Genomic DNA, 16,884 nt, shown 5'->3' on the forward strand with positions numbered 1-16,884 from the left:
TCATTCTCCTTGGGGGTTGGCGGGGTTGAGGAGATCGGCGAGCGCGTAGCTGCCGGTGTCCGGGTCGAGCCCGGCGACGCGCGCGATGCTGGCAATCCGGCGCTGGAGACCGCGGCCGGAGATGAAGACGATGATGTCGATCGCCTCGGCGATCAGTCGGCGCGGCACGGTGACCACCGCCTCCTGGACGAGGCCCTCGATGCGGTAGAGCGCCGACATGGCGCTGTTGGCGTGGACGGTGGCGATGCCGCCCGGGTGCCCGGTGTTCCAGGCCTTGAGCATGTCGAGCGCCTCGGGGCCGCGCACCTCACCGACGATGATGCGGTCGGGACGTAGTCGCAAAGTCGAGCGGACGAGGTCGGCCATCGTCACGATGCCGGGCCGCGTGCGGAGAGCCACCGTATCAGCGGCCGGGCTTTGGAGTTCGCGCGTGTCCTCGATCAGGATGACGCGCTCGTCGACCCAGGCCATTTCAGCGAGCAGGGCGTTGGCGAGGGTTGTCTTGCCCGAGCTCGTGCCGCCGGCGACGAGGATGTTGTAGCGCTGCGTGACGCAGGCCTTCAGCCGATCGGCAGCCGCCTGCGCCATGATGCCGTCGGTCACATAGTCGTCGAGGCTGTAGAGGCGCTCGGCGGGCTTGCGGATCGAGAAGCAGGGCGCGGTCGAGACGGGTGGAAGCACGCCTTCGAACCGCTCGCCTGCACGACCCTCGATATGCGGTGGCAGCTCAGCCGATACGATCGGCGCATCACCATGCACCTCGGCGCGCGCATGCGAAGCGACAAGGCGGATGATCCGCTCGACCTGGGTCGCATCCATGCGGACAGTCGTCTCGGTGCGGCCTTCGCCGAGCCGGTCAAGCCGCAGCGCTCCGTCTGGATTGACCATGATCTCGATGACGCGAGGATCGGCGAGGGCCTCGGCGATCGCGGGTCCCATTGCCGTGCGCAGCATCGCCCGCCGGCGCTCCGCGGAAACGCCGGCGGTCACTGGCCGGACTCCGCGACAGCGCCGAAGCTGTCGACGATTGTCCGGCGTCCGGCAGCGATCTGCCTGCCAACCTGGGCGATGAAGGCCTCGAACCGCTTGGCGGCGATGGCACGGCCGGCGGAATCGTTCTCGGCGAGGGGCGCCTGGATCGCGAGCTCGTACCGGACGAACAGCGCCAGCGTCTCGAGCTGGATATGCCCGTCCCGCTCGAGCCTTCCGATCGCGGAGGTCATTCGGTCGAGCCGGAGGGCGAACCTGTCCTCCAACTCGGAGGCACCGCGCCGGTTGAGCCACGCCGTGACGGCGTCGGTCAGGATCGCCGACTTGGACGCACCCGGCTTCGCCGCGAGCGCTTCGAGACGGTCACTGACCGGCTTGGGCAGGAACAGCTGATGGCGGATCTTCTCGACCATGGTCAGAGATCCAGCTGCAGGTCGCCGGGCCGATGATCGGCGGCATCGATTGCATAGACTGTGCGGGCCGTGCCCAGCGCTCGCGCCTGATCCATCGCGCGCTGGTCGGCCGCGACATCGTCATCGTCGGCACCGAGACCGAGCGGATCGGCAGCAGTCGGATCTGGCGTCAGCGGACAATCAAGTTCCTGGCTCGGATGGCGCGCCTGTTCGAGCCCACCGCCGACGTCATCGCCATCCTCGTCGCCTGCGGCACCAAGACGCGCATCAGTTCCACGGACAATGCCGGCCCAGTCATCCGGTCGCGACGCCGGTCGATCAACATAGTCGCCGGCCGTGTGCGGTGGTGGAGGCAGTACGCGTGCCTTGAATATACCGTCTTCGAAATAGCGCAGCTTGGTCGCACGGATCGGCGGCGTGCCGGCGACAAGGACCAGTTCCTCGGTCGCGGGGAGCTGCATCACCTCGCCCGGAGTCAGAAGCGCGCGAGCGGTCTCCTGCCGGCTAACCATGACGTGCGCGAGCCAGGGCGCGAGGCGATGTCCGGCATAGTTGCGCATGGCACGCTGCTCGGTCGCCGTGCCCAGCGCATCGGAAATGCGCTTGGCTGTCCGCTCGTCATTGGTCGCAAAGGCGATGCGGACGTGGCAGTTGTCGAGGATGGCGTTGTGCTCGCCATAGGCTTTTTCGATCTGATTGAGGCTCTGCGCGATCAGGAACGCGCGCACGCCATAGCCGGCGAGAAACGCGAGGCTGGTCTCGAAGAAATCGAGGCGACCGAGCGCCGGAAACTCGTCGAGCATCATCAGCAGCTTGTGCCGGGCAGCCGCGTTGTTGCCGTGCTCGGCGTGCAGGTGCTCGGTGAGCCGGCGGCCGATCTGGTTTAGGACAAGACGGATCAGCGGCTTAGTGCGACTGATGTCCGACGGCGGCACTACCAGGTAGAGCGAAACCGGCGATTTGCCCTCGACGAGATCGGCGATCCGCCAGTCGCAGCGCGAAGTGACCATCGCGACCGTTGGATCGCGGTAGAGGCCAAGGAACGACATGGCCGTCGACAGCACGCCGGAGCGTTCATTCTCGGACTTGTTGAGCACTTCCCGCGCCGCTGATGCGACGACCGGATGGACGATCGGCGCGTCTGTCGTGCCGAGATGGTTGGTGGTCATCATCCGCTTCAGCGTCGCCGTGAAGGGCCGTTGCGGATCGGACAGGAAGGACGCGACGCGGGTGAGCGTCTTGTCCTCCTCGGCGTAGAGGATGTGGAGGATTGCGCCGACGAGCAGCGAGTGGCTGGTCTTCTCCCAGTGATTGCGGCGTTCGAGCGCGCCTTCGGGATCGACCAGGATGTCGGCGATGTTCTGGACGTCGCGCACCTCGTCGGTGCCGCGGCGAACCTCGAGCAGCGGATTGTATCGCGCCGAGCGGGCATCGGTCGGATTGAAGAGCAGGCAGTGGGAGAAGCGCTGACGCCAGCCCGCGGTCAGCTGCCAATTCTCGCCCTTGATGTCGTGGATGACCGCTGAGCCCGACCAGCCGAGCAGGGTGGGCACGACCAGGCCAACACCTTTGCCGCTCCGGGTCGGCGCGAACGCCATGATGTGTTCCGGACCGTCATGCCGGAGATAACGCGGACCGGTCCGTCCGAGAAAAACGCCGGCTTCCTTCAGGAGACCGGCCGCGCGGATGTCTTTGGCGGTTGCCCAGCGTGCAGACCCGTAGGTGGTGACGTTGCGCCGCTGCCGGGCACGCCACAGCGACCCGAAGATCGCAGCGGCGCATCCGATCAGGCCGCTCGCGGCAGCGATCGCGCCCGCTTCTTCGAAAATCGTCGGAGCGTAGGCCTCAAACGAGAACCACCAGCCGAATAAGGCCCACGGCAGATAGATCGGACGGCCGAATGCGCTGAACCATGGCCGGCCAAGCTCGGGTTGGTAGGCAAGCTCGGCTGCGGCCCATTGCGTCGCGAACCACACGCCCGCCAGCACAATGGCGAACACTACGACAATCTGTCCGATGAGCAATTTAGTTGGGGTCATGCGGGCCTCCGCCCGCAACAGAATCAGTTTGCGCGGGCTTGGGCGCTAACTTCGGGGATCGCACTGCGCTTCGTCAGAGCCTCTCTGGGGCCGCCACGTACCGATTGGCGGACTCGCCGTTTTCGCTGTGGATCCTTAGTCCGATTTGAGGCTCAGGCCCTCTCATCCCGGTTGCTCCGCCGCACGGATCAGGCCATAATGTGGAAGTTATCTATCGACATGGAATAAACTTCCATCGGTTCAGAATTGACTTCCAAACCGTATCAAGCCACTGTCCCGTTCTCGTCGAGGGAATGCGGACATGGATGGGGACAGCTTAGAATTTACGGCCATCCGCGGTGTCCAAGCCGGCAGCGCCTATTATGTGATCATGGTGCCGCTGAAGGTCGTACCGCGCCTGTTCAAATTCGACGACGAAGCGATGCCGGCGGATCTGCGCGCGCAGCGCGTCCTCAACAAGGCCAGGGTGCCGGCGATCGCGAGCTACATCGCGAACAACGCCAACGAATATATCCTCTCCTCGTTGTGTGCGTCGATCGACGGCGAAATCGAGTTCGTGCCCGCTGCGGCCGAAGGCCCGCTGCGAAAGGTGGGTCAGCTCAGGATCGATCTGGGCGCCACCATCCTGATCAATGACGGTCAGCATCGGCGCGCGGCGATCGAGGAGGCAATCCGCGAGCGGCCATCGCTCGGAAACGAGACGATTTCGGTCGTCGTGTTCGCGGATCGCGGTCTCAAGCGGTCGCAGCAGATGTTCGCCGACTTGAACATCCATGCGGTGAAGCCGACCCGCTCGATTAAGCTGCTCTACAATCATCGCGATGCGCTCGCGGCGCTGTCGCGCGATGTGGTCGCGGCGATCCCGCTGTTCCGCGACTTCACCTGCTATGACAGTACGAGCATATCCAACCGATCGACGAAATTCTTCACGCTGAGCAGCATTCATCAGGCGACGATCGAACTGATCGGCAAGGGACGCTCGGGAAAAGTCGACGAGCAGGACAAACCGCTGGCGATCGAATATTGGACCGAGGTGATCGCGAACATGCCGGATTGGCAAAGGGTCGCAAAGCGCGAGGTATCGACCTACGAACTCAGGCGCGATTGCATCCACGCTCATGGCGTCGCGGTCCAGGCGATCGGCAAGGCGGGATCGCAGCTGATCGTCTCGCATCCCAAGGATTGGAAGAAGCGGCTCGCACGCCTGAAGGATATCGATTGGTCGCGCGCAAATCGGACCCTTTGGGACAACCGGGCGCTTGTCGCGGGCAAGGTCAACATCTCCAAGAACAATGTGACGCTCGTGACCAATCTCATCGTCCGCACGCTCGGTATGGCGCTCACTCCCGAAGCGCAGCGCGTCGAGGACCTCTATGCGCCGGCCGAGATGCCCAAGCTCCGGGCGGCAAGCTGATGGCCAAGGTTTCCGCACTCGACGGCACCGGCTTAGCCGACCGCTACCGCGAAATCCGCGAAGTCTATCTGTCGGACAATCGGCCCTGGGTGGTCGGCTATTCGGGCGGTAAGGATTCGACCTGCGCGCTCCAGATGCTGTGGACCGCGCTACTGGAGTTGCCGGTCGAACAGCGCCAGAAGCCGATCTATGTGATCAGCTCGGATACGCTGGTCGAGACGCCGGTGATCGTGCGCTATATCGACGTGACTCTGGAACGGATCGCGCGCGCCGCTGCCGAACAGGGCCTGCCGATCAAGACCGAGAAGGTCACCCCCAATGTCGACCGCAGCTTTTGGGTCAACATGATCGGGCGTGGCTACCCTGCGCCGTCGCGGCGGTTCCGATGGTGTACGGAGCGGCTCAAGATCGAGCCCGCAAATGATTTCATTCGCGGCCGTGTCGCTGAGTTCGGTGAAGTGGTGATGGTGCTCGGGGTTCGCACTTCCGAGAGCGCGACCCGCGCGCAGGTGATGTCGTTTCACAAGATCAAGGGATCGGCGCTGTCGCGCCATTCCTCGCTGCTCAACGCCTTTGTATATGCGCCGATCGAGCCCTTCTCGACCGACGACGTGTGGACATACCTGCTCCAGCATCCCTCGCCCTGGGGCAACGACAACCGCGATTTGGTCGCGATGTACCGCAATGCCCAGGCCGGCGAATGCCCGCTCGTGGTCGACACGACGACGCCGAGCTGCGGCAATTCTCGGTTCGGCTGCTGGGTCTGCACGGTGGTCGAGCGCGACCGCTCGATGGAAGCGATGATCGATTCGGGCGAGGACTGGCTCGAACCCCTGCTCGATTTCCGCGACATGCTTGCGGAAACCCAACTTCCCGAGAAGAAGAAGCTCTATCGCGAGTTCCGGCGGCGCAGTGGTCAGGTCGCTTTCATCAAGGGCACCGACACGCCCGTGCCCGGCCCCTATACGCTTGATTTCTGCAAGACGCTTCTCAAGCGTCTGCTCGAAACCCAGCTCAAGGTCCAGCGCGAGGCTCCCCCAGGCGACGACACTCTGCTTGTGCATGACGCTGAATTGCATGAGATCCGCCGCATATGGCGCGCCGAACGCGGCGATTGGGCGGACTCAGTGCCGCTGATCGTGCGCGAGACGTTGGGCCGTGATCTCGATTGGGTGATCGAGGACAGCATCGCCTTCACCGCCGACGACGGCCGCCTGCTCGACGAACTCTGCCGCGACCGCGACGTGCCGACCGAGCTGGTCATCAAGCTGCTCGATGTCGAGCGCGCGGCGCACGGTCTCAAGCGACGCCACGCCGTACACACGCGGATCGAGGATCTGTTCCGGCAGGAGTGGCGCGATCTCGACGCGGTTCTGGAAGAGCGGCTTGCCGGCCGCCAGGCTGACGAGGTCGAAGGTGATGAGGAACTGGAGGCGCTGGCGATGCAGCCGGCGCTCGATTTCGACAAGGATGTATCGGCGTGATCCTCCGTAACGTCACGCTCCAGGACTTCGGCGTCTACGCCGGCACGACCACACTCGACCTCATCCCCAGGCGCAAGGACGGCCACACCGCTCCTGTCATCCTGATTGGGGGCAAGAATGGCGTCGGCAAGACGACCCTGCTCGAAGCGGTCCGACTCGCGCTCTATGGGCGCCGCGCGCTCGGCGCGCGCGTGGCCCAGGCCGATTACGATGCCTTTCTGCGCGATCGGGTGAACCGGGCATCGGGCAGCGAGGGTGCGGCGGTGTCGCTCGAGTTCGACTATGCCGAGGCCGGCACCATTCACCGCTACAGGATTCGGCGCGAATGGGCGACGCGGGGGCGCAGCGTGGTCGAGACGCTCGATCTCCTGAAGGACGGCGAAATGATCACCTCGGTGCCGCGTGAGGAGTGGCACAGCTTCCTCCAGGAACTGATTCCGCCGGGCGTGTCGCAGCTTTTCTTCTTCGATGGCGAGAAGATCAGCGAGATTGCCGAGGGCCGCGACGACGACGAGCAACTGGGCACCGCCATTCGCAGCCTGCTTGGCATCGATCTCGTCGGCCGGCTGCGGGTCGACCTCGGACTCTATATCGCCCGCCATCAGAAGGATGATGACAGCGCTACGGCGACATGGCTCGAAGCGGTCAATCGCGATATCCAAGTCGCCGAGCGGCGCGCGGCGGTGCTGGGTGATGATGTCGCGGAACTCGTCTCGCAGCGCGATTCTCAGGCGCGTGCCGCCGAGCAGGTGCGACGGCAATTCGTCGCTGAAGGCGGCGACGCGGCCGTGCAGCGCGACAAGATCGAAGCCGAACGCGGCGAGGTGCGCCGTGCGATGGGGCACGCTGAGCATGAGTTGCGCGACACCGCCAACAAACTGCTGCCGTTCGCGATGGCGCCCAAGCTCACCGCCGCGTTTCGCGATGCGCTGGCGGGTGCCGGTGCCGGCTATGATGCCGGCGCGACCGCACTGCTGCTGGATGCGATCGTGGAATGGCGCGCCGAGGGTGTGCCCGCGCGCGACGCCAAATGGAGCACGGCCCATTGGGCCGATTTGGAGGGATTCCTGCGCGCGCGGACCCGCGCGCCGGACGCCACGGCCGATTGTCCGGCCATCCGTGAGGTCGGCGACGGCACGACGGCAATCGCACGTCTTGACGAGGTCGAATCGATAGTCCGGCCACGCGTGGCCGATCTCCTGTCCGAAATGGACCGGCTCTCCGTCCGCGACGGCGCGCTCCAGGCCGCGCTAGGCCGAGCCGATAGTGCTTCGGCGGGACTGCTGTTGGACGAGCTACAACTGACCGAACGCCGGCTTGGCGCCACCGAGGCAGTGCTGGCCGCGCGCCAGGAGGAATGGAAGCTCATTAAGGGTCAGCTGGTGACGCTGGAGCGTGAGCAGAAACGACTGCTGAGCGAACAGGCAGGGTCCGAGAAGGCGCAGATGCGTTCCGCGCTGGCCGCCCGCGCCGCCCAGGCGCTGGCCGACTATGAGGAGCGGCTCCTGACCCACAAACTGGGTCAGCTCAAGAGCGAGTTCGTGCGCTGCTTCAATCATCTTGCACGCAAGGAGAATCTGGTTGCCGACGTCGAGATCGACCCGACCAGCTTTGCCATCACGCTGATCGATCGCGCCGGCAACTCCATGCCGAAGGCGTCGCTGTCGGCCGGCGAGAAGCAGATCTACGCGATCGCGATGCTTTGGGCGCTGGCGCGCACAAGCGGCCGGCCGCTGCCGATGATCATCGACACGCCGCTTGCGCGGCTCGATTCCGAACACCGTGCCAAGCTGGTGGAGCGCTATTTCCCGCGCGCCTCGCATCAGGTGATCCTACTGTCGACCGACACCGAAATCGACGAAGGGCTGCTCGCGAAGCTCAAGCCGAGCATCTCGCACAGCTACCGACTCGATTTCGATCAGGTCGACGGCCGGACCGACGTGACGCCCGGCTATTTTGGCACCGATAGCCATGCAGCGGAGGGCCGCCGTGCATTACAGCAAGCTTAGAATCTCGGGCGACGCGACCAGCAAGCTGCGCTCGTTGCGCCAGCGCACCGGGCTGACCCCCAATCTGCTGTGCCGAATCGCGCTGATGACCTCGCTCGAGGAGGGTCCGCTCGGCGGTGCCTATCCGCCTGACGAGGAGGGATCCGAGTTCAACGCCTACACGCTGACCGGCGAATATGGTGCGTTGTTCGCGGCGTTGCTGCGCTGGGTCGAGGAAGGGGCAACCTCAGCCGACGCACTCGAAAATGACGAGCTGCTCGCGCGGCTACGCGGGCATATCCATCGCGGTGTCGGGACATTGTCGGTCAGGGCCAAGTCGCCCGCCGATGTTCTGCGTCTCGTTCCGACGGCGTGAGACGGCGTGGCGGGCGGGATCTATCTCGACCATAATGCGACTACGCCGGTTGATCCGCGCGTACGCGCGGCGATGCTCCCTTATCTCGAAGAATTGTTCGGCAACGCGTCGAGCGTCGAGCACGCGCATGGTCATGCCGCCGGCCAAGCTGTCGATCAGGCGCGCCAACAGATCGCCGACGCAATCGGCGCTCGGCCGAACGAGATCTTGTTCACGAGCGGATGCACCGAAGCCAACAATATTGCCCTGCTCGGCGCCGCCCGCTCTCATCCGGACAAGCGCCATATCGTCACCAGCGCGATCGAGCATCCCGCCGTGCTGGAGCCGTGCCGGGCGCTCGAACGCGATGGCTGGCGCGTCACCGTGCTGGGTGTCGACGAAGCGGGCCGGGTCGATCTGGCGGAACTCGCGGCGTCGCTCTGCGACGAGACCGCTCTGGTCTCGATCATGGCGGCGAACAACGAGGTGGGCACGCGCCAGCCGATCGCCGAGATTGGCGCGATTTGCGCGCAGCGCGACATCTTGTTCCATTGTGATGCCGCACAGATCGGCGCCTATGGGCTGCTCGACGTCGAGCGCGACCATGTCCATCTGGCGAGCCTGTCGGCGCATAAGGCCTATGGTCCCAAGGGGATCGGCGCGCTCTATATCCGGTCCCGTCGGCCCCGCGTGCGCCTGGCCCCGATTCAGTTCGGCGGCGGCCAAGAACGCGGCCTCAGACCCGGCACGCTCAATACGCCTGCGATTGTCGGCATGGGCGAGGCGATGGCGCTAGCCGCGCGCCAGGGGCGCAAAGATGCCGAGCGCCTGAGCGGAATGGTGGCGCGGATGCGCGCGCGGTTCGAAGCCGGAATCGCCGGTGTGTTGTTCAATGGCGATCCCGAGCGGCGGATCGCCAATAATCTTTCGATGTCAATTCCTGGGGTCGAGCCCCTAGCGCTGATCCGGCGCCTCCGCGAGGAGATCAGTTTCTCAGCCTCCTCGGCCTGTGCCACCGAGAAGATCGAGACATCGCCAGTCCTGGTCGCAATGTTCGGCGATACGGCGCGGGCGCGCGGCGCCTTCCGGATATCGCCGGGCCGGTTCACCACTGCGGAAGACATGGATCGTGCGAGCGAGTTGATCATCGCGGAGAGCAACCGGTTGGCGGGCTCGCCGACGGCGGTCACTGCTACGGTCTGAAGACTTTAAGCCCCATTTCGACCAGTCGCTCCTGGCGGCGCAACAGCACGTCGACGGTCCATCCCGCCTCGTCGGCGATCTGCCGATTGAGCAGACTATGAGATGGCGCGAGATAGCGCTTTTTGTCTGCGAAGCTTTTGTCGCCGGCGGCGTCATTGTCTTCCGGTCCCAGAATGGTGAGATTGCCAAGACTGTCGAGATACGGCTCAAGCGCTTGGTCTGGCTGGGCTGCATGCTCTGGGTAGATGTGCTCGATCGTGCTGTTTTCGAAATCGACCACCCGCGTCCTGTCGCGGCAATCGGGCCGACCTTGGGCGCCATCGTCGAACCAGCGGACATAATGTTCGAGCGTTGTCAGGAAATACTTGAGCGGCTTGCGGCTTTCCGATCGGGGGTAGTGCAGCGCCTCGAGGCGCTGTTTGAACACCTCGTCCGGCGCGAGGCGAGCGACGAGGTCGGATAGATCCTGAATTAGCGCACCGGGCCGATAATCGTCGGGCGCACGTCGGATATCTACGGCGTGGCGATTGTAAATCGCGATTGCCTCAAGTGGCGGACCGTCGACCATGATGCTGTACCGGAAGCAAAAGCGTTCGAGCGCCTGTACGATATCCGAAAAGCGCTGGGGCGTGAGCGTGCTTGCCGCGATAAGCAGCGGCAGACAATCAACCTGGCGCAGATGCACAACGAGCAGGCGGAGCCGGTCCTTGTCCCATGCGCGAATCGCTTGATGCGCCGGCAATGGCCATTCACCGCCCATGATGTCGCTGAGAATGCTGAAATCGTGCCGTAGCGATGCAACCGAGCGCGCTACTTCATCGCCTTGTTCCCGGGTCAGCGCGGCCTCGGCAGCAAGCGGCGGAAAGAGGTTGCGCGTGAGATCGGCCAACAGAGTCGAGCGGCCCGGCCAATCCCCCACTTGCGAAGCGTAGACCCATTGCAGGCCTTTGCGGACTTCGAGCTCGCGGCCGCTCAGAATGTCGTCCCAATCCTTTTCGACCGCCTCCATGACGTTCGCGGGCGCAACCGGCTCAATCGCCTCTAACGTGCTCGCGCGTAAGAGTTCGCCTTCGGTGAGGCTGAGGCCGCGGTCGTTCAACACCTGGAACAGCATGTACGCGTCTTTGCGCTCATTTGCCGCCATGTGGATGACGGTCCAGTCCTGCTCGACGACCTGCATGATGATCTCAAGCGCGGCGGCTTTATCGGTCGCATCGGCGATCGCATTCACAATCGAACCAAGATGCTGCCCGATCATTCCGAACGCGGCTGCGAGGAGCGTGTGGGATTTACGGGTCGCGGGCGGATTGGCGCCGCGCAATAGCGCATCGAAAAAGGGCTGGTCCGGTAGCGACATGCGAATGCGTGGGACCGGCACCACGGTCATGTTTATCGTGTCGCGGAACGCCTCGTAGCGGTCGGCTATGATGCCGGCTTTGGTGGTGAGGAAGGTCTGGAGCGGCTCATTGCCTGCGGCCTTGGCCTCGATTGCGAGCTGGAGCATTGCCTGCTTGAGCTGGACCATCAGCATCATGAAAGTCGCGAGGCGCTGTTGGCCGTCAATCAACTCGTTATTCTGGCGCGTGCTGTTGGCGACGGGGGCTGCCGCAGTGACGATGCTCCCGAAGAAATGGTGGCGTCGCTTCTTTCCTTCTCGCCCGGCGCGACACAGGTCCAGATCTTTCAGGAACGACACAACCTGACTGTCGTCCCAAGCATAGTTGCGCTGATATTTCGGGATTTCGAACGTGCCGCGGTTGGAAAGCATGTCGCCGACGCTGACCTGACCTGAATGGATCTGCATCGAGGCTTGGTCGCGGCCATGGTCTTCGTCGCTCATGATTGCGCCCAGATGCGGTGGTAGCCCACCAGGAAGTCCTCAAGATTGTCGCATTCGGTCATCGCAGCTTTGAGCCGGTCGAAGCCCGACACGGCATAGCGATTGAGGAGATCGTCGCCATCGACGCTAAGGCGCGAGGGCGACGAGAGATCGAGCAGGTGCACCATCTGCCGTTCGATGTCGTCGCGATCGTCGGGCTGAATCTCGAGGCGACGGATCTCGGCATCGACTAGAAGGCCGGCGATCAGCTCGGCTTGGCCCTTGTAGGGTTCGGGATAGCCGATGATGAAATTTGCCGCCTCAAGGCGACTGACGTCGCCGAGTTTCGCCTGATCGAGCCCGAGCAGCATGCAGCAATAAAAGGCATCGAACAGCAGGAAGCGTGCCGACGTATCGCGCTTCGAAGTCTGGGACCGCGCGAATGCGCGAGGCCCCTCGAAGCCGAAGAAGTTGCGGGCATTTGCGGGGAGAGTGAAGCTCATCGATCAGCCCTCCTTCGCGTGGAAGGCTTTGAAGGCGGTGAGACCCTCGGCGATGTCGACGGATCCGCCGCCCTTGGGGGTTACGGTCAGAAAACAGACGTCGGCACTCGGTCGATCGTAAAAGGCCTCGGCGAACCCCTCGCGTTCAGTCGAGATCACGAACATGACCATCTGGTTGAAAAAGTCCGGGATCAGCGCTCCGACCTCGCGCCGATTGGCCGCGTCCAAGGAGACGGCGGGGCTGTCGACGATGAACGGAAGGCGGTAAGGCGCCTCTGCCAGCAGCGAGGTTAAAAAGGCATAGGCGATGGCTAGCTTCTGGCCTTCGCTGGCCCCGCCCTTGACGCCGAGCCCAGCGGTCCTGAGTTCGAGGCTGCCGCCGATCCGACCGACCTCAATTTTTTCGGTGGCGAAAATACGGGCTAGTTTGTCGTTCGTCGAAAGCCGCACGCGCTCGCGCAGGATGTCGAGTGCCTGACGGCTGGTCGCGAGCACGATCGCCTTCAGCTTTTCGCCCTGGAGCGCGAAGGTCCGTGTCCGTGTCGCCGTCTGAAGCCGATTGTCGCGCGCCTTGAGCTCGATCTCGCAAAGCGGCTGATTGGTCTCCCAGGAGAGGCGCAGAGCACGCTGCCGGCTTGGATCCTTGGTGGTGAGACGCTCGAGCGTGCCCGAGAGCGCCGTGATCTCATCGGACAGGCCGGCGACGTCCTCGCGCAGTTTCCGCAGCACTTCGTCGCCCTCTGCGATCTTCTCGGAGGCGAGGCGATCGCGTTCCGCCTTGATGCGGCGGCGCTCGTCGAGCTGCGCCTGGAGCGACGCCACCGTGGTCGACAGCTCGTCGGGGTCGCCTTGGCTCTCGCGAAGCGCGAGCTTCATCTGATTGATTACCGAAATCTGGTCCTGCGCGAGATAGCGCTGAGCGCCGCTCACGATCTCGTCGCGCTCGTCATGACCGATCGGCCTGCCACAAACGCACCGCTCCTGCTGGGCGAGTTCGCTGAAAAACTCGCGCGAGATCGTTTCGGGCAGCTTCAATTCATAGAGCTTGCCGCCAAGATTCTGGAGCCGGGCGAGCAGGGTTGGATGAACATAGGCGGGCCGTCGCAGCGCCTCCAACGCCTGGTGACTGAGATCAACGGCGTTCGCGTCGACCTCCTGCTGCTTTTCGTCCAGCGCCTCGATTTGGGCGCGCAGACCGGCATCCTCGGACATGCGCTCTTGAATATCGGCCTGCAGCCGCGCGCGCTCTTGCTCGAGTTCCACCAGTCGGGCCGACGTGGACTTCTGCTGCTGTTCCAGCCGCGCGTTGGTGCTCCGCGCTTCGTCAAAGGCATTCTTGAGCTGGTTGATGCCCTTGCGTTCTTTTGCGGTTGTGATCGCGGCGGCGCGGCGCTGCTCGAGATCGATCAGGCTGTCGACGCGCTTGGTGACCGATTCGAGCGTATCCAAACCGTACAATGCCCGAATTGCACCGGCGGCGGACGACTTCGTGAGATCGATGATGTCGGTCGCCAGTTCGCCGTTGAAGACGAAGAGCTCGGTCAGCGCTGGTTTGAGCAACGTCCGAAGGTCAGCCGGCAGGTTGCGGCCTTCCTCCCGGCCCCCGCCGCGTTCTTTTTCCTGCACCGTCCATGGGGTTGCGCTGCCGTCCCGGAAATCCAGCTCGAGCTGGAGGCGATAGGGCTGTCTGTCGACTAGCAGGCGCGCCTCGAAGAAGCCTGTCTCGACATGATCGTCGGCACGCAGCTCACGCACGGTCTTGGCAGGCAGGTCGACGCCATTGAGCGTTGCGCGCAAAAGCTCCATCGTCGTCGTCTTGCCGGTGCCGTTCGGCATCTGGATGAGCGTCCAGCGACTGGGGTTATCGCCGAGGTCGATATCGACATCGCGCAGGCCGCCGCGGAGATTCTTGGCTTTCCAGCCGGTCAGACGAACATCCATCAGTCGTCAACCTCAAGGCTGACGCTGAGCAGCTCCATCACCCGGCGAACATCGGCGTCCTGGTAGTTCCCACCGAGGACCAGCTCGACCAAGTTGCGATACCGGCGCTGAAACGTGTCCGACTGATCGGGATGCCCGGCCAGCACGGCGTCCATCGCCTCTGAAATGGCCGGATCTAACTGCACCCGCTCGTTCCTTCCCTCGACGCGCCGCTGCTCGGCGTATGATCGTGGCGAAGCGACGATAGCGCAAGAAACCAGCTTTCACGCTCCTCGTCGGCGCCGAGTTCACCGGTCGGATCATCGACATCGTCGGGCTTGTGCTCGACGAAGTCGACGACGCGGGCGCGTTTGTCGGGGTTGGCGGGATCGACACGCAGGCACCGGCCCAGCCGCTGCACGGTTTCGAGCCGGGCGCGTGCGGAGGCGAACAGCACGATGTTGTTGACCGACTGGATGTCGATGCCCTCGGAGATGCGGTGACAAGTCAGCAGACACTCGAGCTGCCCCTTGGCGAAGCGCCGCAAATTGTCGCGATCGTCATCCTGATAATAGGTGTGGAAGTCACTGCGCATGCGCATCAGGATCGGCTGGATCAATGCGCCATATTCGGCCGTCTCGACGAAGATAATGCACCGATCGAGGACCGAGGGGTTGGCTTCGACATAGGCCTCGAACGGCGCGACCTTCTCCCGGCTCAGCTTTCGGACCCGAGCAATGTCGCGGTAGAGCGCCTCGATCGGTGCCGCCTCACCGGCGCGGGCCTTGGCGTGATAGCGCTTGATCGCCTGGCGCACCGCAGCCTTATCGTCGTCCGACAGGGCATAAGGCAGGGGCACATAGTCGAACTCGCACAAAATGCCGCGTTGGATCGCCTCCTCGAGCCCGAAGCGGAAGATGACCGGTCCGATCTCTTCTTCGATGAAGCGGTTGCCGTCGGCATCGTAGATCCGCTCGGGGGTGGCGCTGAGCCCGAGACGGTAGGCGAAACACTGCAATTTTCCGGTCAACGCCGCGACCAGCGCCGGCGAGCCCATGCCATGAACTTCGTCGCAGATCAGCAGGGCTTTGGCGAAAACTGCCGGATCAAGGCGCGGCAGCACCTCGGCGAGATTGGTCCGGGCGGTCAGCAGCACCGCGCCGCGCGGTGAATTCAAGAATGCCTGAGCCTCGCGATGCTGCTCATAGGCGCGATAGACCGGAATGCCGCTATGCTTGACCAGCTCCTTGTACCATTGGTCGAGCAGGTCGGTGCCATAGGCTGAAACGATAGTCGTTTCGACGAGATCGCGCTCGCCGAGTTCGTTGAGGATGGAAAGCGCAGTCCGCGTCTTGCCGGTGCCGGTCGCCATTTCGAGAATGCCGCGACGTTCCTTGAGGAAGGTGGCAGAGGCTTCCTTCTGGTGAATCCAGCGGTCGCTCTGCGGCTCATGTTTAGGCGGCGCATAGGGGCGCGGCAGGCGGGTCGTGAAGGCGATCAGGTTGCGCTTGACCGCATCGGGGAGCGGATAGACCCGCAAATTGAGGTCACCGTTCGACCAGAGCAGGTCGAAGCGCGCGGACTCGGCGGTCACCCGGCTCGCTTCGCGCCGATCGATCCACGAATAATAGATGCTGATCGATTCATAGTTGCGGAACGCCTGAGCGCTGTCGTTGGGCGAACCGTGGAACGCGACTGCGTCGCCTTCGCTATCGCGCAAAATGCCAAATTTGTCATGGAAATCGCCATCAAGATCGGCCGTGGGAATGGCAATCCGGAAATCGAGCAGCCCGTCAGCGATCATCCAGGCTAGCGCGGAGAGCGTGTCGGTCGCCAGATCCTGCTCGAGATCCGAGATAGCGCGGTCGAGCGCGTCCTTGAGTTTTGGATCGGCGCGCGCGTCAGCGCCTTGCGAAAGAGCCACGCAGTCGTCGCGATCGAGCATCGGACTGGCGATGATCCGCGCCCGGCCGCCGTTCGCCGCGAGGCCTGCCAAGCCCGATGCGGCCAGTCGCAGCCAGTGCGAGGTAAAGAAGCCGACGCCGCGGTCATAGACAATCGACTGCTTGAGCGCGGGCACGTAAAAGCAATCCAGCAGCTTGCTGGTCGAGGTGGCGAGATGCGGATCGGTGGGAAGCTGGCGTAAACTCACGCCGGTCCCGGGTCTGTCACAAACATGCTTGGCCGTCTTACCCCCGTCCATTCGGGCTTCGCTGCCTGATTCGGCGCCCGGCAAGACAATTTCGCTTGGACCCGAGAGTAGCGGCCAACCGCTGGAGACGCTACCCTGCCAGCGATACCAGCGCACAATCACGAAATCTCCGGACCGGCTCGTCCGCGCCCGAAGCGCCAACTGACACCGTCTGCGCGCATGATCCCTGATGCCGATTTGCCGAGCTGATTTTCGAGCACGGGGCGCCAGGGCACGAGCGTGAATTCCTTCGCGTTCTCGACAAGCGCAAACCGCCCGCTCGCGAGGTCGATCCGGCGCACTAATCGACCGTCGATCCTGTCGCCCGGCCGCGCCTCCACAAAAGGCTTGCCGACCTCGGCGATATATCCTGACAGTCCAGCCAAAAACGGCGGTTGGAAGGTGAAATCCATCGGTGCCTCCAGCACTGCCCAAAACCCCATGGCCTCCCCCGAGGCGGGGGTGGGCGGCGAGAGCGACCGGAGAGGCCCGCCGAAGCGGCGGGCTGCACCCGCAGGGGCGAAATGCAATGGAGCAGTCCGGCGCAGCCGGACTTGCAGCGCGC

At 63.9% G+C, this 16,884-nt stretch carries 14 protein-coding genes; 5 read left to right on the top strand and 9 right to left on the bottom strand.

Features of this window, described 5'->3' with window-relative positions:
* Genes trbB through CMV14_RS15725 form a run of 3 tightly spaced genes read right to left on the bottom strand, consistent with a single transcriptional unit; the run spans position 1 to position 3,442 of the window.
* Positions 1 to 990, bottom strand: coding sequence for a P-type conjugative transfer ATPase TrbB (gene trbB, locus CMV14_RS15715; RefSeq protein ID WP_066968406.1), 990 nt, complete (start codon positions 988 to 990; stop codon positions 1 to 3).
* Entirely contained in the window at positions 987 to 1,403 is a 417-nt protein-coding gene (locus tag CMV14_RS15720; RefSeq protein WP_066968408.1) for a YlcI/YnfO family protein, read from the bottom strand. The genes trbB and CMV14_RS15720 overlap by 4 nt, the downstream gene beginning before the upstream one ends.
* A gap of 2 nt (positions 1,404 to 1,405) precedes the next feature.
* Positions 1,406 to 3,442 (bottom strand): conjugal transfer protein TraG, encoded by a 2,037-nt coding sequence (locus tag CMV14_RS15725; protein WP_066968410.1) that lies wholly within the window; start codon positions 3,440 to 3,442, stop codon positions 1,406 to 1,408.
* A gap of 301 nt (positions 3,443 to 3,743) precedes the next feature.
* Here CMV14_RS15725 and dndB point away from each other — a divergent pair, with 301 nt between their 5' ends.
* The 5 genes from dndB to CMV14_RS15750 are packed head-to-tail and all read left to right on the top strand — an operon-like array spanning position 3,744 to position 9,886.
* Positions 3,744 to 4,856: a DNA sulfur modification protein DndB gene (dndB, locus tag CMV14_RS15730; protein WP_066968412.1), complete on the top strand. Its 1,113-nt coding sequence runs from the start codon at positions 3,744 to 3,746 to the stop codon at positions 4,854 to 4,856.
* The gene (gene dndC / locus CMV14_RS15735) at positions 4,856 to 6,340 is read left to right on the top strand and encodes a DNA phosphorothioation system sulfurtransferase DndC (RefSeq protein WP_066968414.1); all 1,485 of its coding nucleotides are present in this window, start codon (positions 4,856 to 4,858) and stop codon (positions 6,338 to 6,340) included. The genes dndB and dndC overlap by 1 nt, the downstream gene beginning before the upstream one ends.
* A complete protein-coding gene (gene dndD, locus CMV14_RS15740) occupies positions 6,337 to 8,349 on the top strand; it encodes a DNA sulfur modification protein DndD (protein ID WP_066968416.1) in 2,013 nt (670 codons plus the stop codon). Before dndC ends, dndD begins: the two co-directional genes overlap by 4 nt.
* A complete protein-coding gene (gene dndE, locus CMV14_RS15745) occupies positions 8,330 to 8,704 on the top strand; it encodes a DNA sulfur modification protein DndE (RefSeq protein ID WP_066968442.1) in 375 nt (124 codons plus the stop codon). The genes dndD and dndE overlap by 20 nt, the downstream gene beginning before the upstream one ends.
* Positions 8,705 to 8,710: 6 nt before the next feature.
* Positions 8,711 to 9,886: a cysteine desulfurase family protein gene (locus CMV14_RS15750; protein WP_066968418.1), complete on the top strand. Its 1,176-nt coding sequence runs from the start codon at positions 8,711 to 8,713 to the stop codon at positions 9,884 to 9,886.
* Here CMV14_RS15750 and CMV14_RS15755 read toward each other — a convergent pair.
* From CMV14_RS15755 to CMV14_RS15775, 6 genes are all read right to left on the bottom strand, one after another.
* Complete coding sequence (locus CMV14_RS15755; protein ID WP_066968420.1) at positions 9,876 to 11,726, bottom strand: DUF262 domain-containing protein; 1,851 nt, start codon at positions 11,724 to 11,726, stop codon at positions 9,876 to 9,878. The genes CMV14_RS15750 and CMV14_RS15755 overlap by 11 nt on opposite strands.
* Positions 11,723 to 12,208, bottom strand: coding sequence for a hypothetical protein (locus tag CMV14_RS15760; protein ID WP_066968422.1), 486 nt, complete (start codon positions 12,206 to 12,208; stop codon positions 11,723 to 11,725). Before CMV14_RS15760 ends, CMV14_RS15755 begins: the two co-directional genes overlap by 4 nt.
* 3 nt (positions 12,209 to 12,211) lie before the next feature.
* Positions 12,212 to 14,149, bottom strand: coding sequence for an ATP-binding protein (locus tag CMV14_RS15765; protein ID WP_066968424.1), 1,938 nt, complete (start codon positions 14,147 to 14,149; stop codon positions 12,212 to 12,214).
* Positions 14,149 to 14,334 (bottom strand): hypothetical protein, encoded by a 186-nt coding sequence (locus CMV14_RS26500; protein ID WP_139114776.1) that lies wholly within the window; start codon positions 14,332 to 14,334, stop codon positions 14,149 to 14,151. The genes CMV14_RS15765 and CMV14_RS26500 overlap by 1 nt, the downstream gene beginning before the upstream one ends.
* Positions 14,325 to 16,280 (bottom strand): DEAD/DEAH box helicase family protein, encoded by a 1,956-nt coding sequence (locus CMV14_RS15770; RefSeq protein ID WP_066968426.1) that lies wholly within the window; start codon positions 16,278 to 16,280, stop codon positions 14,325 to 14,327. Before CMV14_RS15770 ends, CMV14_RS26500 begins: the two co-directional genes overlap by 10 nt.
* Positions 16,281 to 16,438: 158 nt before the next feature.
* Positions 16,439 to 16,732, bottom strand: a complete 294-nt coding sequence (locus CMV14_RS15775; protein ID WP_066968428.1) for a DUF3363 domain-containing protein — start codon at positions 16,730 to 16,732, stop codon at positions 16,439 to 16,441.
* Positions 16,733 to 16,884: the final 152 nt, after the last annotated feature.

It is taken from the genome of Rhizorhabdus dicambivorans, assembly GCF_002355275.1.
Taxonomy (GTDB): Bacteria; Pseudomonadota; Alphaproteobacteria; order Sphingomonadales; family Sphingomonadaceae; genus Rhizorhabdus; species Rhizorhabdus dicambivorans.